Raw genomic sequence first — 21568 nt, 5'->3', positions numbered from 1 at the left:
TTTACTCTATCACTACATATAGCAATAAATGAAGACCTTAAAAATGAAACAGACCATACTTAATAGCATTTTTTTCTGTTTCTTGATTTGTTTTTTTACCCCGAATACAGAAGCACAATTTGGTTTTGCTTATAACGATTCCATTTTGGTCAAAAAAGGTGCTGACACCTTACAATTCCCTTGGGCTGGAGGATTAAATCATGTGCAATTTTCAAGTATTGATGTTGATTTCGATGGTTTAGAAGACCTTTTCATTTTCGACCGAAGTGAAAACCAAGTCATTGTTTTCAAAACAATTGAAATCGGAGGAGTTAAAAGCTACGAATACATGCATGATGTTAGACACTTGTTCCCTGAAGACATGCGTTATCGAGTAGCTATGGTGGACTATAATGGCGATGGCAAAAAAGACATTTTCACCTATGGAATTGGAGGGGTAAAAGTTTATAAGAACATTGGGAATGCAAGCGACGGATTACAATGGGAAGTAGCTGCTGATCGATTAGAATCTATTTACACCAATCCCAACCCGACAATCGTACCTAACCTTTATGTCAGTTCAGTAGATATTCCTGCTTATGTTGATATTGACGGTGATGGCGACATTGATGTACTCACTTTTAACATGGGAGGTCAACGTGTAGAGTACCATAAAAATTTATCCATGGAAAATTATGGTGTTCCAGATTCTTTAGAATTCAAGTTGTACAATGAATGCTGGGGAAAGTTTATTGAAAGTGATACCGACAATACCATTCACTTAGACTCTAATGATGGTCCTTGTGGAAACAGCAACTTACCCGATCCTCAGCGTAACTTTCGCCATTCTGGTTCAACTTTACTGGCCATTGATCTCGATGGAAATGATGTAATGGATTTAATTTTAGGAGATGTTGATAACCATAACCTAACCGCCTTGTTAAATGGAGGAACACAACCTAATCAAAATTCAATTATGGTCAACCAAGACCCCAACTTCCCTAGCAACACGACGCCTGTAGACATTTCCTTTTTTCCTGCATCCTTTTATTTGGATGTAGACCACGACGGAGTTAAGGATTTAATTGTTGGAACCAACATGGCAGGAAGTACAGATAACCTAGAAAGTGTATGGTATTATAAAAATCTTGGCGCCAACAATCTTCCTAATTTCTCCTTCGTCAAAAAGAACTTTCTTCAAGGCGATATGATTGACAATGGAAAAGGTGCTATTCCTGTTTTGGTAGACCTCAACAACGATGGCTTAAAAGATTTGTTAGTAGCTTCTCATTTTAGGTATGTTGACCCATCGAGTAAAGCTTCTAAAATTCAATATTACCAAAACACAGGAAGTGCAGAAGTTCCAGAATTTACATTCATCACTGACGATTGGCTTTCACTTTCTGGAGAAGGTTATGAATTGCGCATGTTCCCCACCTTTGGAGATATTGATGACGACGGACAAGACGAAATGATACTTGGAACACAAGATGGTTTATTGCATTTATACGAAAGGTCTGGTCCTGGAATAGAAGATTTCACTTTGAGTCAAATTGAATTAAAAGACCACCAAGGACTTACCATCGATGTGAATAGTTTTGCCTCTCCCCAACTTTTCGATTTGAACAATGATGGATTATTAGATTTAATTATAGGTAAACGAAGTAGTGGAATAAGTTATTATGAAAATATTGGTTCAGCAACAAGCCCTTCCTTCAAATGGGTAACTGATGATTTGGGTCAGGTTGATATGGGTGGTTCATTCCCCCCAGACAAATATTCTACACCTCATTTCGTTCGACACAACGACACACTTCATTTATTTTGTGGAAACCGAATGGGGACCGTTTATTATTACAATGAAATAGAAGGTCACATTGCCGATGGTGAAGTTTTCAACCTCGTTTCAGACAATTATGCCAACATCAACACCTCAGGATATTCCGCTCCATTCATTGACACCCTTAGGAACGATCGTCGTTATGAAATGTTTGTTGGGACAGACCTTGGAGGAATTTGGGCTTATATTGCTGAAGAATTTAGCGCTCCTACGATTGGCTTAGACCAGGTTGAAGTGATTCAACAAGGATTGAAAGTTTATCCGAATCCTAGTAAAAATGGACATTTTACGATCAGTTCTGAAGACCTTGAGGAAGAATTAAGTATTTCTGTTTACAATACCGTGGGACAGAGCATCAAAAAGATTGATCAGTTTTGGGGAAATGCGCACTTAGATTTAAGTCAATCCGAACAAGGAGTTTACATTCTTATTTTCAGAAAAAACAGTCAAATTGTGGCAACACAAAGAATCATCAAGCAATAATTCTGCTTGAGCCTATTATTTTTTGATTAATTAAAGTTCAACCAAATTGACAAAACCATTGTGGAAACTAAACACGTCATTAACATTTGGTGCGTTTTTGAACAGACCAAAAATAGTTGATCCAGACCCTGTCATCGCTGCGTACGTTGCTCCCAAATCATAAAGGGTATTTTTAACTTGCATTAATTGCGGAAAGTCATTCAAAATTGGCGCTTCAAAATCATTGACTAAATCCTCTCTCCAGGTTTCTATTGGAGCTTCGAGAACTGTTTCTAACAATTGTATTGGTGTAGTTGGGCGAATTCTGCCATAGGCATCAGCTGTACTAATATGCGTTCCATCATTTACCAATAATAAGTACATCCCTTTTAAATTGAGTTCACTTGGAGATAATATTTCACCTCTTCCCTTAGCTATTTGTGGAAGCTCAGCAATAAAGAAAGGGCAATCGGAACCTAATTTTGCGGCATAAGTTCTCAAGTCCTCATCACTCAGGTTTAGGTTAAACAAGTTATTTAAGGATTTAAGCGTGTATGCACCATTTGAAGAACCACCACCCAGTCCTCCTCCCATGGGGATATTTTTATAAATATGGATTTTCACAGGAGGTAAATCATATTCCTTTCTTAACATTTCGTAGGCTTTAAAAATTAAATTATCTTTTAATTCGCCAGGAATTTTCAATCCAGAGTTAGTAAATTCAAAATTTTCAGCCGGAACAATTTCTAAAACGTCCTTAACAGGAACCGGATACATCAGTGAGTTTATCTCATGGTAACCGTCTTTTCGTTTGGCCAAAATGTTTAGTCCTAAGTTAATTTTGCAAGTTGGAAATGATATCATACTTACAAATGTAGAAATAGCTAACAATTTTTTGTAACTTTCGGACCTCAAAAAGAATATTAAAAAAATGTCAACATATTTAGATTTCGAAGAACCAATCAAAGCATTGGAGGAACAAATAGCTAAAGCTCAGGAGATTGGGCAAGATGCAGAATTGGATATGACCGATAAAATCAAGGCCTTAGAGGAAAAACTAGAAGAAAGAACAAAAGAGATTTTTTCTAATCTAACTCCATGGCAACGAGTGCAATTATCTCGTCACCCAGAACGTCCATATACACTCGCTTATATTGATGGAATTACACAAGGGGATTTTCAGGAGCTTCATGGTGACAGGAATGTATCCGATGACAAAGCGATGGTGGGTGGATTTGGTTCTGTAGACGGAAAAACAGTAATGTTTATTGGTCAACAGAAAGGAAAAAACACCAAAATGCGTCAGTACCGTAACTTCGGAATGGCGAATCCAGAGGGGTATAGAAAAGCCCTTCGATTAATGAAGTTGGCTGAGAAATTCGATATTCCTATTGTTACATTAATTGATACACCTGGGGCATTTCCAGGATTGGAGGCTGAAGAACGTGGACAAGGGGAAGCAATTGCACGTAACATATACGAAATGATGAACATTAAAGTTCCTATCATTTGTATCATTATTGGTGAAGGAGCTTCAGGAGGAGCTTTAGGAATTGGAGTTGGAGACAAAGTAATTATGTTGGAAAATACATGGTACTCTGTAATTTCACCAGAATCATGTTCTTCTATTTTATGGCGTTCATGGGATTACAAAGAGAAAGCTGCTGAAGCATTGAAATTAACTTCTGAAGACATGAAAAGGTTGAAGTTAGTTGACGGAGTAATAAAAGAGCCTATCAACGGAGCCCACAGAAACCCTGAAGAGATGTTTGCAACAGTAAAACGCGAAGTTAAACGTCAAATTACACTTTTATCTAAACTCGATCCAGAAGAAAGATGTGAAAAAAGAATGAATAAATTTATAGAAATGGGGGTATTCAAATAAACCCAAATAAAAACCTTTTAAGGAGCTTGTTATTTTTCAATTCACAGTTGAAATCGATAACAAGCTCTTTTTTTTTCGCACAACATTAAAGTACCACTGAACCATTATGGACTATAAGTACCAGAGGTTCAATTGAGAAAAAATTCTATAATTAAATGAGTTGAACATTTGATGTTAGAATCTAAAACGAGATTAACTAATCCCGAGGCCTTTCGGGAGTAGTCTAACTCAATTTGAGATAAATAAAAAGCCCAGACATTTCGGTCTGGGCTCTTATTTGTTGTTGTTTATATTGGTCCTTCGACCAGGAAGTGATGGCTACTATGCTCGTAGATCACCATCAGTAACTATATTGTCTCATTCTCAACGTGAGAAACTGAGTTAATTTCTTTTTGGATTTCTTGTTTTTCTTGATCGTATTTAATGTATCCATAAGCTGCACAGGTCGCATGTCCTCCACAACTTGCTAACATTAATCCTAGTCCGATAAAAGCAGTGATTTTTTTAATTGATTTGTTCATGTTTTATAGTTTTAATTGTTGTTCTATTCTATAGGGCAAAAAGGTTACCAAATTCCACACTTTTTTTCATAAAAAATCTAAAGTTTTTTGTAACCCCCTGAATTTACTGGGCTTTTCTGATGAATTATTTTTGATTTTTTTAGACAAAACTGACTTTATGCACATCGAAAAGAGTTTATTCTCCTTAACAATCATTAAATTTGTGGTTAAAATTTGAAATTATGTTTGGAAAAGATATGATGGCCAAGTTGCAACAAATGCAACAACAAGCTGAAGCGTCAAAACAAAAGCTTGATACAGTAATTGTAAACGGAGAAGCAGGTGGAAATTTAGTAGTTGTAGAAATGAATGGTAACCGAAAACTGACCAAACTTTCGATCAACACAGAATTGAACCAAATGGAAAAGGAGGATTTAGAAGATTTATTGACTGTTGCATTGAACAGAGCAATTGATGCTGCCAATGCTGCCAACGAAAAAGAAATGGCCAATTCAGCAAAAGGATTAATTCCAGGACTATAATGACAAGAGAAGAAATACGCAATCATTACAGGGAGCTAAGAAAAGAATTGACGCCTGAACAATGTATTTATTATTCACAACAGGTGACCAATAACTTCTTAAGGACCTGGATGTTTAATCACAAATTAATTCATTGTTTCTTACCCATTCATAGACTGAAAGAAGTCGACACCATTCCTTTAGTTAATCGATTAAAGCGCAACAATAGGGTTTGTATCCCTGTTTCCAACTTCGACAAAAACAACATGAGCCACAAGTTATTGGATGAGCATACGCAATTCCAAGACAATGCTTATGGCATTCCAGAACCTGTTTCAGGAGAAGATGTTAATGTGAAAGACATACAAATTGTAATTGTTCCTTTATTGGCGGTTGATCAACATGGTAATCGATTGGGCTATGGTAAAGGTTTTTACGATCGCTTTTTGGCGCAGTGTTCTCCGGGCACTATTTTTATTGGACTTACCATGTTTGATGTACATGATGATTTTGAAGATATTGATCCTCATGATGTTCCTTTGCATTACATTGTAACACCTCAAGGGGTAATAAAAACAAAATATGCCGATAATGTTAAAAAATAAAATGAAAATTTTAACATTTGGGAGAATTCGCGCATTTTTTTAACAGTCAGACCCCTTGTAGAAAGGGAATAATTAAAGATATTTGACACAAGGTAAACATAATTATGGCTTGTCCGTAGGTATGAATACTCCAAATAAGTAGTTTTAGCAAACTAAAAGGGGTTCTTCATGTGATGAGGAACTCCTTTTTGTTTTATGAAACATTCAATATTGTTTGTTGATTACTGTTTAAGTCAATCACGTCTCCTACTTTTTTATTCAACAGTAGCTTTCCTAAAGGAGATGCTGTAGAAATAGCATAAACAATTTGGTTATTCACCTCAATTTTACCCAAGCTTAACCCCAAGAAGTACACTCCATTAGTTGTTTCAACCAAACTTCCTGACATTACAGCATTTACATTTTCCTCTAGGGGCAATCTTTGAAGTTCATTTTGAAAGACTTTCACTTGGTGAATACTGATTTCAGCATTATCCATCTCTTGTTGCATCATTGCACGACTGGTTTCATATTTATCTCCAGCGCTGCTTTTTGTATCGTTATTTCTTGACTCTAAAGCAACGTTGTAGGTTTGGGTCGCCATTTTCAAACGCTCCTCCAACTCCTTTTCCATTGCTTTAATCACTTGCTTCTTAAATTCCTTCATGCTTTATAATATCTAAATAAAATAAATGATTGACGTAATTATAATGTTAAAAAGTCTTTATAAAAATCAGGATATGACTTATTCACAGCCATTGCGTCTGAAATTTTAATTTCGACTTTCGCTCCAATTGAAAACAAGCTCATCGCCATTGCAATGCGGTGATCATTATGTGAAGAAAAAACTACTTTTTTGTCTACTTCCACCCTACCACGACCATGTACAATCATTTTATCTTCTTGAATTTCAATTTGAATTCCCACCTTAGCACATTCTTTCTGTAAAGTTAAGGCACGATCACTTTCTTTGTGTTTTAGTCGCTGTACACCTTCAATAACAGAAGCTCCTTTTGCATGAGCTGCCAAAACCACAAGTGGTGGAAACAAATCTGGACATTCCGTAGCGTCAAATTGTATTGGATTTAAGGTGTCTTTTTCGACGATTAAATCACCGTTATCCCATTTAATATTGGCGCCAGCCTGTTGCACTGCATTTAAAATTGCAACATCTCCCTGTCTTGTTTCCTTTGCTAATCCTTTCAGTCTCAACTTACCTCCAATTGCTCCTGCAACAACATAAAATGAGGCCGCACTCCAATCTCCTTCAACAGTATAATCAATGTTATTTTTGACCTTTTGATTTCCTTTCACAATGAACTTTTCATAATTTTCATTGCTCCATTCCAACCCAAAATACGCCAGTAAATCTAAAGTCATTGCGATATAAGGTTTACTTTTTAAATACTTCACGTGAATCACCGTATCTGATTTAAGAAATGGAGCTACTATAAGCAAACCGGTTAGAAATTGAGAGCTTATACTTCCATCGATAGTGACTTCACATTGATGGCTTTTACCAGAAATGATTAAGGGTAATTTATTTTCATTGCTTTCAACTTTTTTTCCAAACTCAGTTAACCCTTCAATAACCATCTCCATCGTACGTTCTGTTATAGAGCCCTCACCATGAATTGTAAACGGTTGGATATACAACAATGAAAAAGCGCTAAAAAGTCTAGTGCTCAATCCAGACTCTCCACAATGAATAGATAAGTATTGAGCAGTATTTAGGTCAATCCCTTTATTCAGCAACAAATCATCACCCTTTCTGACAAATTGAGCGCCTAATTCTCGGATAATATTTTGAGCCGCAATACAGTCATCACTTTCTACCAATCTTCGAATGGTAACTTCTGTTTGACTTAATCCAGCCAAAGCGATAGCACGCTGGGCATAACTTTTGGAAGAAGGCAATAGAACTTGTCCTGCGACTTTATTTTTTGGAGATAGAATTACTTCATTCATGAAGACGAAGATAATGAACTGTTATTTGATTTCGGTAATTCCTGTAAATGATTGCTTAAAACTTCATAAGTTTAATGAATAATAAGTCAATCTGATTCAAATGCTCAATTGCTAAAAAACAAAACGTCACGATAATACACCGTGACGTTCAGATAAAAATGTAATTAGGTTTATTTCTTTTTCTCCTCGAAATTAGCTAGACGATAAGCGATACCTAACCCAATAACTTGTTTGAATTGTGTACGTGGTCCGATATTTCCATCTCTATCTTCAATATTAATATCATCATCATAGATCACATTCAACTGAAGATTAGCAGAAAACCATTTATTAATTTTAAAGTCAAGGATTAATTCTCCGTTAACATCAATATTTTGGGGATTCTCCATGTAGTTAGAAAAGAATTCGATTCTTGATCTCATGTTGATGTTCGTCATCAATTCTTTTTTATAAACTACACGCAAATAAGAACCTAGTTCAGCACGAAAAGTTTTACCTTTCGTAATCAACTCTCCCATACTTGAGTACTCTGCAGGTTCTACGCCAAAGGCACCCGCATTGGCCAAAACTTGGTCATTCACAAAAGTTAATTTACCTGATAAAGGTGAAAGCATTACCTTCAAGTTATCATTTGGGATATATTCAACCCCTAAAGAGATATTCACATATCCAGGAGCCATAAAAGTTGAAGAACGTACAGAGTCTCCTGCGTTAGAGTATCCATCTAAATATTGCGTTCTGAATCCACCAAGGATAGATAAAAACCATGGATCTTTCATTCCGTAAGAGAAAGTAGATTGTAAATCAATTACATCGTCTGTTTTTTCAAGGTCTTCATCGAAATACTTCACACCTCCAAGTCCAGTGGTTAATTGGTTGGACCATTTATATCTTCCTTCACTGTAATCAGCACTTGCATTAATGAACCCTAAACCAGAAATATTATTTCGTCCACCTGATGCCCAATTGGTAAAAGAGGATTGTGTAACATTCAATGAGAAAATACTTTCTAATTTCCAATTTGATGGTTCTTTCGGTGATGATTTTGTTTCTTCTTGCGCCTGTATAGAAGAAATCATAAAGATGTTTAACAGACTTAGAAATGTAATTTTTTTTAAGTTCATACTGCTCTACTTTAAGTTGTTATATTTTGTTTTATTTTTAAAATCGGTGCAAATTTCATGTTTTTTTATTTTAAAACCTAATAATCACAATCCTATGCTACTTATTCGAATAAAATAGTGGTAAAAAGTGAAGAAATTCGTACTTTCGTGGCAATCAAAAAGAAAATTTACAGAATCATGAAAGAAGTTTATATTATTTCGGCTGTACGTACTCCAATGGGAAGTTTTCTCGGTGGATTATCTACTGTTTCAGCTCCAAAATTAGGTGCAACGGCAATTAAAGGTGCAGTTGCTAAGGCAAATATTAAAAATGAAGATATCGATGAAGTATTCATGGGTAACGTTCTTCAAGCCAACTTAGGTCAAGCACCAGCACGTCAAGCCGCGATGTTTGCAGGAATTTCAGACCAAGTTCCAGCTACAACAATCAACAAAGTATGTGCTTCTGGAATGAAATCTTTGTCTTTAGCGGCACAAACCATTTTAGCAGGTGACAACCACATTGTTGTTGCGGGTGGAATGGAGAACATGAGTAGTGTTCCTCATTATGTAGGAGCTCGTACAGGTCAAAAGCTTGGTGACATCAAGATGATTGACGGTATGGTAAAAGATGGTTTAACCGACGTTTATGATCAAGTACATATGGGAACATGTGCAGACGCATGTGCGACTGAATATAAATTCTCTCGTGAAGAACAAGATCAGTTTGCGATCAACTCCTACGAAAAAGCTGCCAAAGCATGGGAGGCAGGGAAATTTGATGAAGAAATCGTTCCTGTGGAAGTTCCACAAAGAAGAGGTGAGCCTGTAATCGTAAGTAAAGATGAAGAATACACTAACGTAAAATTGGATCGTATTCCTACTTTACGTCCTGCATTCAGCAAAGACGGGACAGTTACAGCAGCAAACGCTTCAACATTAAATGATGGTGCTTCAGCATTGATTCTAGCTTCTAAGGAAGCAGTTGAAAAGCATGGTTTGAAACCAATCGCTAAGATTGTTGGGTATGCAGACGCTTCTCAAGAGCCAAAATGGTTTACAACTGCACCTGCTAAAGCACTTCCAATTGCTTTAGATAAAGCAGGGATTTCTAAAGACGATGTTGATTTCTGGGAATTGAATGAAGCATTCTCTGTGGTTGGATTAGCAAACACTAAAATCTTAGGAATTGACCCTGAAAAAGTGGATGTTAATGGTGGTGCTGTAGCACTTGGACACCCGCTTGGAAATTCTGGGTCTAGAATTATCGTAACCTTGATTAACGTATTGAAACAAAACGGTGGTAAATATGGTGCTGCTGGAATTTGTAACGGTGGTGGTGGTGCCTCTGCAATGGTTATTGAAAATATATAGTTGATAATTATAGAGTCCACTACCTGCGTTGTGCAAATCTTCAAAAGCTGTCATGGAAAAATGTCAACTCCTTGGATTATTAAAATACACACGCCTTGCTATTGAACTCTTTAATTCAGAAACCATGATATCATATTAAATCTTTAAGAGAAAGACTATTCTGAAAAGAATGGTCTTTTTTTTTGGCGATTTGGAGGGACGATGGTTTTGCAACGAACACGATTGTATATCGTCAGCACATATCTTAAAGCAAAAAAGCAGATCGTATGATCTGCTTTTTTTTATTTAAATACTTTTCTTATCCCACCATATGTGCAAAGCTACTTTGCTCAATTGGTCTTGGCCATGCAGAACGAAGATCTCCTAAAGTAGAAATTAAAGGGTCAAAAATCAATGCTTCACAGTGATTCTCTAATTCAGAAAAATGAATTTGTTTTAATTCTCCATCCTTTTGGATTGTAATTTTCATGCGGTCGAAAAAATTGATTCCCATTTCTTCACCTAGATCTTTCATTCTATGCACTGAAGCATCAACTGAACACCCTGAAGGCGGTACCAATGCATCATTCACAGCAATTACTGTAAAATAAGGATTCAATACTTTTGCAGATGCCCACAACTTATTGCCATGCGCTGCCCATCCTTCTACGAAACTCACTATGCTTTGTTCAATTTCGTTCATTTCCACAGAGTTCAAAGCGCGATCACTTTGGTACAACCAAATTTTAGATTGGTCGGGAAAAGCTGCAAATAAATCTTTATAAGATGTTTCCATTTTATCAATATTATAAATCAGCGGCAGTTGCAATTAATTCTGCGACATCAATCACTTCAATATTGCCTTCTTGTTCTTTATTTTTCACCCCGTCTGTCATCATTGTATTACAGAAAGGACAACCTGTAGCAATAATATTAGGTTTAACCTCCATTGCTTCTTCAGTTCGCTTAACATTTACTTCCTTATCTCCTTTTTCAGCTTCTTTAAACATTTGAGCACCTCCAGCACCACAACATGTTCCTTTTGCTTTACAGTTTTTCATTTCCACTAGCTCTGCATCCAATTTTTGGAGCATTTCTCTTGGAGCTTCGTAAACATTGTTTGCACGACCTAAATAACAAGGGTCATGGAAAGTAATTCGCTTTCCTTTAAAAGTATCACCGTCTTTCACTTGAAGTCTTCCATCAGCAATCAAAGACTGAATCAACTGTGTGTGGTGAACTACATCATAGTTTCCCCCTAATTCAGGATATTCATTCTTCATAGTGTTGAAGCAGTGCGGACATCCAGTAACGATTTTCTTGATTTCATAACCATTCAACACAGCGATATTCTGCATGGCTTGCATTTGAAACAAGAACTCATTTCCAGCACGTTTTGCTGGGTCACCAGTACATGATTCTTCCGCTCCTAAAACAGCGAACTTCACCTCACATTTATTAAGGATCTTAACAATTGCTTTGGTTATTTTTTTTGCTCTATCATCAAAGCTACCAGAACATCCAACCCAAAATAGAATTTCAGGAACTTCTCCGTTCGCTGTCATTTCAGCCATTGTTGGCACTTTCATCAAATTGCTCATAAATATCTTATTTGTAATAAATTTATTCGTTTACGCTTCGTCCCTCCAGTTAATTCTGTCTTCAGGACTAAATTGCCATGGTGCTCCGTTGTTTTCAATATTAGAAATCATACCCGCTAATTCAGTCGGTACTTTTGACTCTTCCATTACAAGATAACGGCGCATATCCATAATAATTGAAAGCGGGTCAATATTTACAGGGCAAGCTTCAACACATGCATTACAAGATGTACATGCCCATAACTCTTCTTCCGTGATATAATCATTCAATAAACTCTTTCCATCGTCATGACCTTTTCCATGTTTTCGAATTGCTTCACCTTTTTCATCCAATCGGTCACGCGTGTCCATCATAATTTTACGTGGAGAAAGTAATTTCCCTGTTTGATTTGCTGGACAATTATCAGTACACCTACCACATTCGGTACAAGTATATGCATCTAAAAGGTTTTTCCATGTTAAATCCTCGACATCCTTTGCTCCAAAACGCTGTATCTCTCCTTCGGGTTCTGCAGGTGCTGCATAAGGATCCGCATCGGGGTCCATCATCATCTTCACCTCTTTCATTACAGACTCCATGTTCGTTAACTGACCTTTTGGTTTAAGATTAGAGTAGAATGTATTTGGGAATGCTAAAATAATGTGGAAGTGTTTAGAGAACGGTAGGTAGTTCAAGAATGAGAATACCATAACAATGTGTCCCCACCAACCAATACGCTCAATCATCATCAAAGTTGATTCACTCATTCCACCAAATAAGGCAGGCCCAACATATTGTGTAATGGCAAAGCCAAGCGATCCATCACCGAGGTTTTCAGCATGAGAAGCTCCTTTCGCATAAAGCACTTCATCAGCTCCATTCATCATAAAGATAAAAGTGATTAAAATAAGTTCCATCACAAGAATCAAGTTACCATCTAACTTAGGCCAACCTTTCATTTCTTTCATGTTTAGGCGAGGTACCTTAATCAAGTTACGACGCGCCAAGAAAATGAAAGTTGCAATAAAAGCCAAAACAGAAAGCACTTCAATAAATGAAATCATGAAGGTATAGAAACCACCTAAAGCAGGTCTAAACAATCTATGTTCACCTGACAATCCATCAGCAATTATTTCAATTAGTTCAATTTGTGTAATGACAAAAGCAGCATACAAACAAAAGTGGAGAATTGCGGGAACTGGACGTTTAAACATTTTCTTTTGTCCTAAAGCGATTAGGGTCATCACTTTTAATCTTTCTCCTTTATTGTCTGATCGATCGACATCACGACCCATCAAGATATTGCTTCGGATCTTTCCGACATTCATAGCGAAGTAACCAAACCCCACGAGCAATAAAACAGCGAAAATTATAATTGAAATCATATAAATATAGTTTGTGTTTAAGGAATTGTATCTAACATTTTTTTCAACTTACGTTCTTCGTCTTTGGTAATTGGAACACCTTTAGATTTGGTTCCGAAGACAGAGAAGTGAATGTACCTTTCTGGATGAACTTTTATGTCATCAACAAGGTTTTGAAGTCTTTGATTGGTTGTGTTTAATTCATCATACAACTGTTCGTCTTTTAGCAACTTACCTAATGTTCCGTTCCCTTCGGAGGCATCTTCTAGCAAACCATTTAACTTTTGCAAAGTTGTTGTAGCTTCTGAAATTGCACTTTTAAAGTCAACAGTCATTAAAGAATCTGTAATATCTACAACATTCCCCACTGCTTTTTGAATTTCTAAATTTGTTTCTTTAAAGTTGTAAGTAATATTTTCAACGTTATCAAAGATACGTCCGAGTTTAGCTTTTTCGTCAAGAATCATATTATCGAGATTATAAGCCACACGACCAAAGCGTGAAATTGCGATTTTCACTTCATTTAATCCTTGATCTAAAGTATGCGCTGCTGAAGTATCCCAAAACACAGTAATTGAATTCACAATATTATCAATTGAAGTCATCAAATCTTCCAATTTTCTTTTCACAGGAAGAAGTTGTGTTTCAATTTGTTCTGTTATCTCTTGACTAACAGTACCATTCAAAGTATCTCCAACAGAATGATAACCTTGTTCTGCAACAAAATTTTGTTGTAATTGAACACCTGTATTCAAAACACCAGGTACAATTTTAATTCCTGACCCTTTTGCCAATGACAGTCCTTCTGTAAAAACACTAAACTTGACAAGTACACGTTTATTGGGATCTGTATAACTGTTAGGATTCACTAAATCAACATTTAGCACCTTTCCAACTTCCACACCATTTAATGTCACTGACGATGATGGAGTAAGTGTTCCTGAAGTTGGAAAATAAGCGTAATAGATCTCATCTCCACCAAAAAAACTATTTCCTTTAAGGTAATTCACCCCGAAAATAAGTAGTGCCGTAGATAAGATTACCGCTAAACCTGTTTTAAATTCTTTTGATACTTTCAATGCGTCTTATTTTGTGCTAAAATAACAGTTAAATAGTAAAACTAATAGGATTCTACAATAAATTCTACTTCTTGGCTAATTTTATTGCTTCGGCGATTGGAATTCTTTTTCCATTCATAAAGCCAACTACAAACGCATGTTCGAATCCTAGCGCCCTCATTTCTTTCTTATACTTATCGGCTGTTTCAAAGTCATTCTCGAAAAGTCCTGCGGTATATTTAAAGAGCCCATCTTGCTGATATTCACTAACACTCACATTTTTAAAACGTTTATCGTTGAGCGACAATTTTTCACGAGAAGTCTCTATTTGTATCTTAAAATAAACCTTGTTTTCTTCTTCTTTTAGAATAACATTCTCTTCCCCTTCTTGCGCTTTAATTTCTTCTATTGAAGCTTCGTAACCTTTTCCATTTTCCACAAGTGTGTTCACGCCATCAATCTCTGCAACATACTCTTGGAATGCTTTAAAAATTGTATTGGCCATTTTAATTTGATTCACTGGGTCGTTCAAGAATTTTTCTTCTCCTGGATTAGTCAAGAAACCAGTTTCGATTAAAACACTTGGCATTGTGGTTTTATAGAGCACCAAGAATCCGGCTTGCTTCACTCCTCTATCTCTTCGGTTAATGGCTTTAAATTGGGCCTGAATTTTAGAGGCCAAACTGATACTCTGATTCAAAAAAACGTTCAACTGTAATTGACGAGCGATAATTGCATCTGGTGACAATTCGAAATCTTTGTACTTTTCAGCGCTGTTCTCTTCAAATAAAATGGTGCTGTTTTCTCGCTCAGCAACTTCTTGTTGACTTTCTGTTCTGTGCAATCCTAAAACATAAGTTTCTGTTCCATAAGCAGCAGCACTTGCTGCATTCGCATGAATTGAAATAAAAACATCTGCATGATTATCATTGGCGATTTTAGCACGCCTATCCAACTCTATAAACTCATCACTATCACGAGTAAAAATAACTTCAATTTCCGGGTACTTACTTTTAATGTACTCCCCGAGCTTCAAACCAATGGCCAAAACCACTGTTTTTTCGTTGGTAATTCCCCCATGACAACCAGGATCTTTTCCACCATGACCAGGATCGATCACAACAGTTTTTATTCCGCTCGACAATACCTCATCAAGATTTTCTTGCCCAAAAGTGGGATGAACACATCCAATTAGAGTAAATAATACTATTGTTTTAAATATATTTGACCACACAACAATGTAATTTTTTAGATTTGCACCCGTTAAGGTTTACTATATATAACAAATTTACAAGTTCCTATTGAGCAAAAAATATTCCATAACGCATTTTTTCGTCGTTGGATTGTTAATAATTCTGTTGACACCAAGTTTTTATGCTCAAGATTCTCTTGAAGTAAAGAAAAAAGAACGTATCTACAGAACCGATGACTCTATGGACTCAAGGGTTAGCTTTTCTTGTACAGACTCAATTGTAGCCAATTTATCCAGCAACAAAATCTCAATGTACGGTTCAGCAATTGTTGAATACGAAGGCATTAAAATGACTGCTGATTTAATTGAGTTAGACACCGAAAAAAAAGAGGTTTATTGTATTTACACCCTTGACGAAGAAGGAAATCGTGTTGGAATTCCAAAATTCGAAGATGGGTCTGAATCATTCACCGCTGCAACCATCAGGTATAACTTTGAAACAGAGAAAGGTTACATTGAGGAATTAAAAACCCAACAAGAAGAAATGTACCTGCAAATGGGCGTCGCAAAAAGACATGAAAACGAACAAGTCCATTTCACCGAAGGGAAATTTACTACCTGCGAATTAGACGACCCTCATTTCCACTTTCAACTTTCCAAAGCAGTTATGGTGCCCAACGAAAGAATTGCCACAGGACCAATGAATTTATGGGTAAAAGGAATCCCTACACCACTTGGCTTACCTTTTAGTGTCATCCCCACAAAAGACCAAGAAGCCAAAAGTGGTTTTATCGCGCCGATGTTTGTACCTGTTTCTCAATACGGATTTGGACTTCAAGAGCTAGGGTATTATTTCCCCATTAAAAAATCTGATCAAATTCAAACCACTTTTTATGGTAGTTTATATTCGCGTGGAACCTTTGAAATAAAGAATCAAACAGATTATTTGAAAAGGTACAAATACAAAGGCGTTTTGAATTTAGGATACAGCTCTTTTCGCCAACCTTTCCCTGCTGACTCTATTCGAAATCAAAAAATTGTCGTACAGTGGAGACATCAACAAGAAGTGAAAGCCAATCCTTTTTGGCGATTCAATTCCAGCGTAAACTTTCAATCTGACAATAGCGGTAAAACGAATCTTGACCCCTTGAGTGAAAGTCACTATCAAAACAACTTTAATTCAGACATCAACCTCATTCGTTCTTTCCCTGGAAAACCAGTAACTATTGGATTAAAAGCTGCATTAAAGCAAAACTCAGCTTCGAAAAACCTAGATGCTGACCTTCCCACACTAAATGTTAACGTGAATCGATTCTTTCCTTTTAAAGGTCTAAGAAAAGAAAAAATAGGAGGAGAAAAATTCTATGAAAAAATAGGAGTCACCTACAATATGGAAGCAAGAAACAAAGCCATCTTTGCTGATACCTTATTGTCCAACAAACGCTATGATTTAATTCAAGACAAGATGCAAAATGGAATACAGCACAGACTCGCCATGAGCTATCCATTGCAATTATTCAAGAAAATCGTGACCCTCAACACCACAGCAAATTACAATCTCCGTATGAACTTCCAGTCTGTCGACAAGCGATATGACACTGATTTAGGAACCATTGTCAACGATACCTTACAAGAATTTGGAATGTCTCATAATGCTGCCTTTCAAACAGAGCTTTCTACCAATCTATACGCTTACTACAGCTTTGTTGGAAATAGTGGAATGAAAATGCGCCACGTCATGACTCCAAGAATATCTATGCGCTTTCAGCCCAACACCAGTTCTTACAAGACAGAAATACTCGGTCCAAACAATGAAGAAGTTTATTATTCTCCATTCGAAAACAGTTTATATCGAGAAAATGCTGGAAGAGACATTGGCTTAATCAGCTACTCTTTGAATAACACCTTTGAGTTAAAACACCGCAATAGAAATGACACCATTGCAGACGAATTTACAAAGACCCGAATTATTGATGCATTTTCCATTTCTGGAAACTACGATATTTTCAAAGATTCAATGCAATTTTCAGACATTGCTTTACAGTTACGAATTGCGCCAGTAAAAGGCTTAAGTATCGTTTCACGTGCAAGCATTTCTCCTTACGCATGGGACAATAACGGAATTGCCTACGATCAATATGCCCACAAAAACGGACAAGGTCTAGGAAGAATATCGAGCGCAAACATCTCAACGACCTATACATTTACTGCAAAAGAATCGAGAGACAGAATCAACAAAACACAGGAGTTAATGGGAGACCATTGGGGGGCTGACTTTCAGTATTACGCATTAAATCCACATGAAGTTATTGATTTTGCCATTCCATGGAAAATTAACCTTACGCATACCTTTTTCGTGAATCTAAACAACAGTGACCCAGACCAACGCTACAGACAAAATCAAAACCTTGTGTTGTCTGGAGACGTAAGTTTTACAGAACGATGGAAACTCGGTTTAAATTCGAGTTACGATTTAAAAGCAATGGAATTAACACAAACAAGATTATCACTCACCCGAGACATGCACTGTTGGCAACTTTCATTCTTTTGGACACCAGTGGGTGGACAACAAAGTTTCTTGGTTCGTTTCAACGCAACATCTGCTCTTTTCCAAAGCGCTAAACTTGAATTAAGAAAACCACCTGAGTTTTTATAGGTGATTGATGCGTTCAGCAATTGCTTCTCGAATTTTCTTAGCATTCCCAATAGAAAAACTTTCTAAAACGATTTTCTCATTTCCATTTGTATAAATAACAATGTTGGTACTGATTAATCTCCGGTCTAATTCAACGGAAGAAATCCTTTTAAAAGGGATTACGCTCTCATCTACTCCAATCAGATAACGGTTACGTTTTCTATAGATAATTTCTTTATCTGTAATCAATAGTCGATCGGGAGTCAACAAACTTCCACCAAGAATAAAATTCGAAGAAAAACTAAGTGTTTCAGTTGCAGATGTCATCTTTTGAACACCATCACTAACATGAACTTTATGTCCACAGTTTGAACAAAAATTTTCATGTCCTTCTAATTGATTACCACACCCTGAACAATACATAACAAAAGTTCTTATTTAATTATAAATCAACATTTAAACAAAATCACGACATAAAACAAGTGAAATCATTTAAGAATATGTATAATTTTAACTTATATTTCCGTTTTACAAAGACAAAGTTATCATTTGAATTGATTTCGTTCGTAAAATAAAGCATTCAAAAATGGCAATTGATCTATCATTTGAAAATAAAAGAAAACCGCGAAAAGGAAGAGTTTTAATCGCAGACCCCTTCTCAAAGGATGAATATTTTGGGCGTTCTGTGGTTTATTTGTGCGACCACAACAGTGAAGGTACATTTGGATTTGTACTCACCAACTACCTCGACCTCAATTTAGCTGAGGTGGCAAAAAACTTTCCGAATATTTCTGCAAACATCAGTATTGGTGGACCAGTGCAAACAGAAAGTATTTTCTTTATTCACACATTAGGCGACAGACTTCCTGGGTCTATAGAAGTCGATGATGGCATCTATATCGGTGGAGATTACGACCTTTTAACCGAACAGCTTAGTGATGGAACGGTAGACAATTCTCAAGTGCGTTTCTTTTTAGGTTATTCTGGATGGGATCCAAACCAACTGGAGGAAGAGATTGCAAGAAATAACTGGATTGTTGCTCCGGTGCTCAACCCAATGGAAATTATGGATACTTCTGTAACAGATATTTGGCAGAGATTTATGAAACGAGAGGGGAAAAAGTATGATATTCTTTCAAGGGCGCCAATTGATTTCAACGACAACTGATAGTGTTTGTTAGAGGGCTGGTTATCGGCGTTACGATTAGTTCTGAAAATGAATCATTGACAAAAGTCAACTCAACATTTTCAGAACAAACCGTGCCTTGCTACCCAACCCTCTAATTCAAACACTATTTCTCAACAAGAACAATCTGGTTTGAAATGGAACTGAAGCATGGATTTTCAATAAACCTTGCACCTGATTTGAAGTTTTCATTATTAAAGAAAATGAATCATTGAAAAAAGTCAACTCAACACTGTCAGAACAAATCGTGCCTTGCTACCCAACCCTCTAATTCAAACACTATTTCTCATCAAGAACAATCTGGTTTGAAATGGAACTGAAGCATGGACTTTCAATAGACCTTACACCTGCTTTGAAGTTTTCATTATTCTAAAACATAGAAGCATTGAAAAAAGTCAACTCAACACTGTCAGAACAAATCGTCCCTTGCTACCCAACCCTCTAAGTCAAACACTATTTCTCATCAAGAACAATCTGGTTTGAAATGGAACTGAAGCATGAGCTTTCAATAGACCTTACACCTGATTTGGAGTTTTCATTATTCTAAAACATAGAAGCATTGAAAAAAGTCAACTCAACACTGTCAGAACAAATCGAGCCTTGCTACCCAACCCTCTAAGTCAAACACTATTTCTCATCAAGAACAATCTGGTTTGAAATGGAACTGAAGCATGAGCTTTCAATAGACCTTACACCTGATTTGAAGTTTTCATTATTCTAAAACATGAATCAATGACAAAAGTCAACTCAACATTGTCAGAACAAATCGAGCCTTGCTACCCAACCCTCTAAGTCAAACACTATTTCTCAACAAGAATTATCAGCTTTGAAATGGAACTGAAGCATGGACTTTCAATAAACCTTGCTCCTGATTTGAAGTTTTCATTATTCTAAAACATAGAAGCATTGACAAAAGTCAACTCAACATTGTCAGAACAAACCGTGCCTTTGGAACTTTAGATAAAAAAATCAATATAAAGCCGTTAACAAACTTATCGTTTCAGATGTTTCTACTTTTGATTTAGATGTTGACTTACTCAAAGAGAAATCTGAAGTTTTTTCCCTTGACATTGCACTTTGAGGTGCTGATCTTTCGACAAGTTCTTCCATTTCCTCATATACAGGTGAAGAAACTTCAACTTCTTCGAGGGCGAAATCAGCTTGTTCATCATAGGTCACAACTTCATCCATCAGTAATTTCTCTTCTTCTAGATCCGAGTCTTCAACTAAAGGGTCTTCTATTTGTTCTGACACAATATCTTTAATTTCATCGACAACCTTATGGTCTGCTTCATCTGGAGACTGACCAGCTTCCTTATTAGAATCACGCTCTTCAATACGTTCTTTTTGAACTTTCTCCACCTCTAGTTTTCTTTGCCCTTCATTCATGGCATATTGCGCAGTTCTTTCTTGCCACAAGAAGGGAATTAAAAGTATGACAATCAGTGCTACCATTGCCAATTGAAAGGCAGGCTTTTTGAAAAAATGTGTGTTTTTTGGAAAGAAAAAAAGTAAAAACTTACTCCACAATGTAACGTTTTGACCAGCATGTTTTGCAGCAAATCGATCATCCAATCGTTGTTTAACTGATGAAGAAGGTTCAACTTTAGATTGATCAGCCATAGATTGCGTTGCCATCAACACCGCTTTTAAAGCATCGAATTCCTCTTCGTTTGAAGCCCATTCTTGAATACTTTTCTGCTCACTTGAAGTAAGTTCAAAGTAGCTTTTCTTAAGGATTATATTTTTGATTAAATCTTCCATCTTATTCTTCATTTACTGGATTATACATCTGCAAAACACTTGCGATTTTTTTTGTTGCATAAAACAACCGCGATTTAACTGTCCCAGGTTTGATTTCCATAATTTCAGCCACCTCTTTCACCGACAAACCATCAATGTGACGCATAATAAAAACCTCTCTGTGTTTCTCTTCCAGTTTAGACATCGCTTTTTCTAAGTCAGATGAAAAGTTTTTTTCATTCAACTGTTCTTCTATCGGTTGACTTTTTGATGAAATTTGTATATCCATCGAAATGCCGTTTGTAGTATTGGAGCGCACTGCCATTTTTTTATACTCATTAATACACATATTGTTGGCCACAGAATAAACCCAAGTTTTAAAACTTCTATTGGGATCAAATAACTCAGGTCTATCGATTAACTTTGCAAATAAGTCATGCATAAAATCTTCACCTTTTTCTTTATCATGCTTCAACTTCCTGGTGAAATAAGCTGCTAATTTAGAACCATAACGCTGATAAATCTCGTCAAAAGCACGTTCATCTCCTTTACTCATCAATTTGACCAGCTGTTCATCGCTTTGCTTTTTATATTTCACACCAAATATCTTCATG

20 protein-coding genes are annotated in these 21568 nt (G+C 36.4%); 7 read left to right on the top strand and 13 right to left on the bottom strand.

From position 1 onward, the window contains the following. The first annotated feature begins 43 nt into the window (after positions 1-43). Complete coding sequence (locus ACN0U3_RS12990; protein ID WP_417266552.1) at positions 44-2302, top strand: T9SS type A sorting domain-containing protein; 2259 nt, start codon at positions 44-46, stop codon at positions 2300-2302. Positions 2303-2332: 30 nt separating this feature from the next. On the opposite strand, the gene ispE is transcribed toward ACN0U3_RS12990, so the two are convergent. Beyond that, positions 2333-3145 carry a 4-(cytidine 5'-diphospho)-2-C-methyl-D-erythritol kinase gene (gene ispE, locus ACN0U3_RS12985; protein WP_417266551.1) on the bottom strand — a complete coding sequence of 271 codons (813 nt, stop codon included), beginning with the start codon at positions 3143-3145 and terminating at the stop codon, positions 2333-2335. Between the two features lie 67 nt (positions 3146-3212). Here ispE and ACN0U3_RS12980 point away from each other — a divergent pair, with 67 nt between their 5' ends. Further along, on the top strand, positions 3213-4166 hold the full coding sequence (locus tag ACN0U3_RS12980; protein WP_299201463.1) for an acetyl-CoA carboxylase carboxyltransferase subunit alpha: 954 nt from the start codon (positions 3213-3215) through the stop codon (positions 4164-4166). A gap of 347 nt (positions 4167-4513) precedes the next feature. On the opposite strand, the gene ACN0U3_RS12975 is transcribed toward ACN0U3_RS12980, so the two are convergent. After that, complete coding sequence (locus tag ACN0U3_RS12975) at positions 4514-4687, bottom strand: hypothetical protein (protein WP_299201460.1); 174 nt, start codon at positions 4685-4687, stop codon at positions 4514-4516. Positions 4688-4908: 221 nt separating this feature from the next. Here ACN0U3_RS12975 and ACN0U3_RS12970 point away from each other — a divergent pair, with 221 nt between their 5' ends. Together ACN0U3_RS12970 and ACN0U3_RS12965 are read left to right on the top strand one after the other, a co-directional pair. Beyond that, positions 4909-5208, top strand: coding sequence for a YbaB/EbfC family nucleoid-associated protein (locus ACN0U3_RS12970; protein WP_299201457.1), 300 nt, complete (start codon positions 4909-4911; stop codon positions 5206-5208). Beyond that, the gene (locus ACN0U3_RS12965) at positions 5208-5792 is read left to right on the top strand and encodes a 5-formyltetrahydrofolate cyclo-ligase (RefSeq protein ID WP_299201454.1); all 585 of its coding nucleotides are present in this window, start codon (positions 5208-5210) and stop codon (positions 5790-5792) included. Before ACN0U3_RS12970 ends, ACN0U3_RS12965 begins: the two co-directional genes overlap by 1 nt. Positions 5793-5985: 193 nt before the next feature. Here the strand turns inward: ACN0U3_RS12965 and ACN0U3_RS12960 are convergent, their stop codons facing one another. From ACN0U3_RS12960 to ACN0U3_RS12950, 3 genes are all read right to left on the bottom strand, one after another. Then, a complete protein-coding gene (locus ACN0U3_RS12960) occupies positions 5986-6438 on the bottom strand; it encodes a 3-oxoacyl-ACP synthase (protein WP_417266550.1) in 453 nt (150 codons plus the stop codon). A gap of 38 nt (positions 6439-6476) precedes the next feature. Then, complete coding sequence (gene aroA / locus ACN0U3_RS12955; RefSeq protein ID WP_417266549.1) at positions 6477-7739, bottom strand: 3-phosphoshikimate 1-carboxyvinyltransferase; 1263 nt, start codon at positions 7737-7739, stop codon at positions 6477-6479. Positions 7740-7909: 170 nt separating this feature from the next. Continuing rightward, a complete protein-coding gene (locus tag ACN0U3_RS12950; RefSeq protein WP_417266548.1) occupies positions 7910-8863 on the bottom strand; it encodes a DUF3078 domain-containing protein in 954 nt (317 codons plus the stop codon). Positions 8864-9040: 177 nt separating this feature from the next. Here ACN0U3_RS12950 and ACN0U3_RS12945 point away from each other — a divergent pair, with 177 nt between their 5' ends. After that, positions 9041-10216 carry an acetyl-CoA C-acyltransferase gene (locus ACN0U3_RS12945; RefSeq protein WP_417266547.1) on the top strand — a complete coding sequence of 392 codons (1176 nt, stop codon included), beginning with the start codon at positions 9041-9043 and terminating at the stop codon, positions 10214-10216. A gap of 298 nt (positions 10217-10514) precedes the next feature. On the opposite strand, the gene ACN0U3_RS12940 is transcribed toward ACN0U3_RS12945, so the two are convergent. The 5 genes from ACN0U3_RS12940 to ACN0U3_RS12920 all read right to left on the bottom strand — a co-directional run bounded on the left by ACN0U3_RS12940 (position 10515) and on the right by ACN0U3_RS12920 (position 15432). Then, complete coding sequence (locus tag ACN0U3_RS12940) at positions 10515-10991, bottom strand: hypothetical protein (RefSeq protein ID WP_417266546.1); 477 nt, start codon at positions 10989-10991, stop codon at positions 10515-10517. Positions 10992-11001: 10 nt separating this feature from the next. After that, the gene (locus tag ACN0U3_RS12935; RefSeq protein WP_417266545.1) at positions 11002-11796 is read right to left on the bottom strand and encodes a (Fe-S)-binding protein; all 795 of its coding nucleotides are present in this window, start codon (positions 11794-11796) and stop codon (positions 11002-11004) included. Between the two features lie 30 nt (positions 11797-11826). Continuing rightward, positions 11827-13161 carry a 4Fe-4S dicluster domain-containing protein gene (locus ACN0U3_RS12930; RefSeq protein ID WP_417266544.1) on the bottom strand — a complete coding sequence of 445 codons (1335 nt, stop codon included), beginning with the start codon at positions 13159-13161 and terminating at the stop codon, positions 11827-11829. A 17-nt stretch (positions 13162-13178) separates the two neighbouring features. Next, positions 13179-14219 carry an MlaD family protein gene (locus ACN0U3_RS12925; RefSeq protein WP_417266543.1) on the bottom strand — a complete coding sequence of 347 codons (1041 nt, stop codon included), beginning with the start codon at positions 14217-14219 and terminating at the stop codon, positions 13179-13181. Positions 14220-14283: 64 nt separating this feature from the next. Further along, positions 14284-15432, bottom strand: a complete 1149-nt coding sequence (locus ACN0U3_RS12920; protein ID WP_417266542.1) for an N-acetylmuramoyl-L-alanine amidase family protein — start codon at positions 15430-15432, stop codon at positions 14284-14286. 67 nt (positions 15433-15499) lie between these two features. On the opposite strand from ACN0U3_RS12920, the gene ACN0U3_RS12915 reads away from it, so the two are divergent. Next, positions 15500-18046 (top strand): putative LPS assembly protein LptD, encoded by a 2547-nt coding sequence (locus ACN0U3_RS12915; protein ID WP_417266541.1) that lies wholly within the window; start codon positions 15500-15502, stop codon positions 18044-18046. On the opposite strand, the gene ACN0U3_RS12910 is transcribed toward ACN0U3_RS12915, so the two are convergent. Next, on the bottom strand, positions 18041-18448 hold the full coding sequence (locus ACN0U3_RS12910; RefSeq protein ID WP_417266540.1) for a PH domain-containing protein: 408 nt from the start codon (positions 18446-18448) through the stop codon (positions 18041-18043). The two genes, ACN0U3_RS12915 and ACN0U3_RS12910, sit on opposite strands and share 6 nt — an antisense overlap. Positions 18449-18611: 163 nt before the next feature. Here ACN0U3_RS12910 and ACN0U3_RS12905 point away from each other — a divergent pair, with 163 nt between their 5' ends. Continuing rightward, complete coding sequence (locus ACN0U3_RS12905) at positions 18612-19193, top strand: YqgE/AlgH family protein (RefSeq protein ID WP_299201418.1); 582 nt, start codon at positions 18612-18614, stop codon at positions 19191-19193. 987 nt (positions 19194-20180) lie between these two features. On the opposite strand, the gene ACN0U3_RS12900 is transcribed toward ACN0U3_RS12905, so the two are convergent. Both ACN0U3_RS12900 and ACN0U3_RS12895 read right to left on the bottom strand, forming a co-directional pair. Then, the gene (locus ACN0U3_RS12900; protein ID WP_417266539.1) at positions 20181-20987 is read right to left on the bottom strand and encodes a hypothetical protein; all 807 of its coding nucleotides are present in this window, start codon (positions 20985-20987) and stop codon (positions 20181-20183) included. Continuing rightward, positions 20977-21567, bottom strand: a complete 591-nt coding sequence (locus tag ACN0U3_RS12895) for an RNA polymerase sigma factor (RefSeq protein ID WP_417266538.1) — start codon at positions 21565-21567, stop codon at positions 20977-20979. Before ACN0U3_RS12895 ends, ACN0U3_RS12900 begins: the two co-directional genes overlap by 11 nt. Between the last annotated feature and the right edge of the window lies 1 nt (position 21568).

This window comes from Brumimicrobium sp., assembly GCF_048268645.1.
GTDB lineage: Bacteria > Bacteroidota > Bacteroidia > Flavobacteriales_D > Crocinitomicaceae > Brumimicrobium > Brumimicrobium ulvae.
The sequence above is the reverse complement of the archived record's forward strand: the minus strand, read 5'-3'. Positions and strand labels throughout refer to the sequence as shown.

Excerpts from the sequence above, each read along its gene's own strand:
- ACN0U3_RS12900 (WP_417266539.1), bottom strand. The coding sequence starts at position 20,987 with ATGAAGAATAAGATGGAAGATTTAATCAAAAATATAATCCTTAAGAAA.
- ACN0U3_RS12940 (WP_417266546.1), bottom strand. The coding sequence starts at position 10,991 with ATGGAAACATCTTATAAAGATTTATTTGCAGCTTTTCCCGACCAATCT.
- ispE (WP_417266551.1), bottom strand. The coding sequence starts at position 3,145 with ATGATATCATTTCCAACTTGCAAAATTAACTTAGGACTAAACATTTTG.
- ACN0U3_RS12895 (WP_417266538.1), bottom strand. The coding sequence starts at position 21,567 with ATGAAGATATTTGGTGTGAAATATAAAAAGCAAAGCGATGAACAGCTG.
- ACN0U3_RS12960 (WP_417266550.1), bottom strand. The coding sequence starts at position 6,438 with ATGAAGGAATTTAAGAAGCAAGTGATTAAAGCAATGGAAAAGGAGTTG.
- ACN0U3_RS12990 (WP_417266552.1), top strand. The coding sequence starts at position 44 with ATGAAACAGACCATACTTAATAGCATTTTTTTCTGTTTCTTGATTTGT.
- ACN0U3_RS12905 (WP_299201418.1), top strand. The coding sequence starts at position 18,612 with ATGGCAATTGATCTATCATTTGAAAATAAAAGAAAACCGCGAAAAGGA.
- ACN0U3_RS12965 (WP_299201454.1), top strand. The coding sequence starts at position 5,208 with ATGACAAGAGAAGAAATACGCAATCATTACAGGGAGCTAAGAAAAGAA.
- ACN0U3_RS12945 (WP_417266547.1), top strand. The coding sequence starts at position 9,041 with ATGAAAGAAGTTTATATTATTTCGGCTGTACGTACTCCAATGGGAAGT.
- ACN0U3_RS12975 (WP_299201460.1), bottom strand. The coding sequence starts at position 4,687 with ATGAACAAATCAATTAAAAAAATCACTGCTTTTATCGGACTAGGATTA.
- ACN0U3_RS12930 (WP_417266544.1), bottom strand. The coding sequence starts at position 13,161 with ATGATTTCAATTATAATTTTCGCTGTTTTATTGCTCGTGGGGTTTGGT.
- ACN0U3_RS12910 (WP_417266540.1), bottom strand. The coding sequence starts at position 18,448 with ATGTATTGTTCAGGGTGTGGTAATCAATTAGAAGGACATGAAAATTTT.
- aroA (WP_417266549.1), bottom strand. The coding sequence starts at position 7,739 with ATGAATGAAGTAATTCTATCTCCAAAAAATAAAGTCGCAGGACAAGTT.
- ACN0U3_RS12950 (WP_417266548.1), bottom strand. The coding sequence starts at position 8,863 with ATGAACTTAAAAAAAATTACATTTCTAAGTCTGTTAAACATCTTTATG.
- ACN0U3_RS12970 (WP_299201457.1), top strand. The coding sequence starts at position 4,909 with ATGTTTGGAAAAGATATGATGGCCAAGTTGCAACAAATGCAACAACAA.
- ACN0U3_RS12935 (WP_417266545.1), bottom strand. The coding sequence starts at position 11,796 with ATGAGCAATTTGATGAAAGTGCCAACAATGGCTGAAATGACAGCGAAC.
- ACN0U3_RS12980 (WP_299201463.1), top strand. The coding sequence starts at position 3,213 with ATGTCAACATATTTAGATTTCGAAGAACCAATCAAAGCATTGGAGGAA.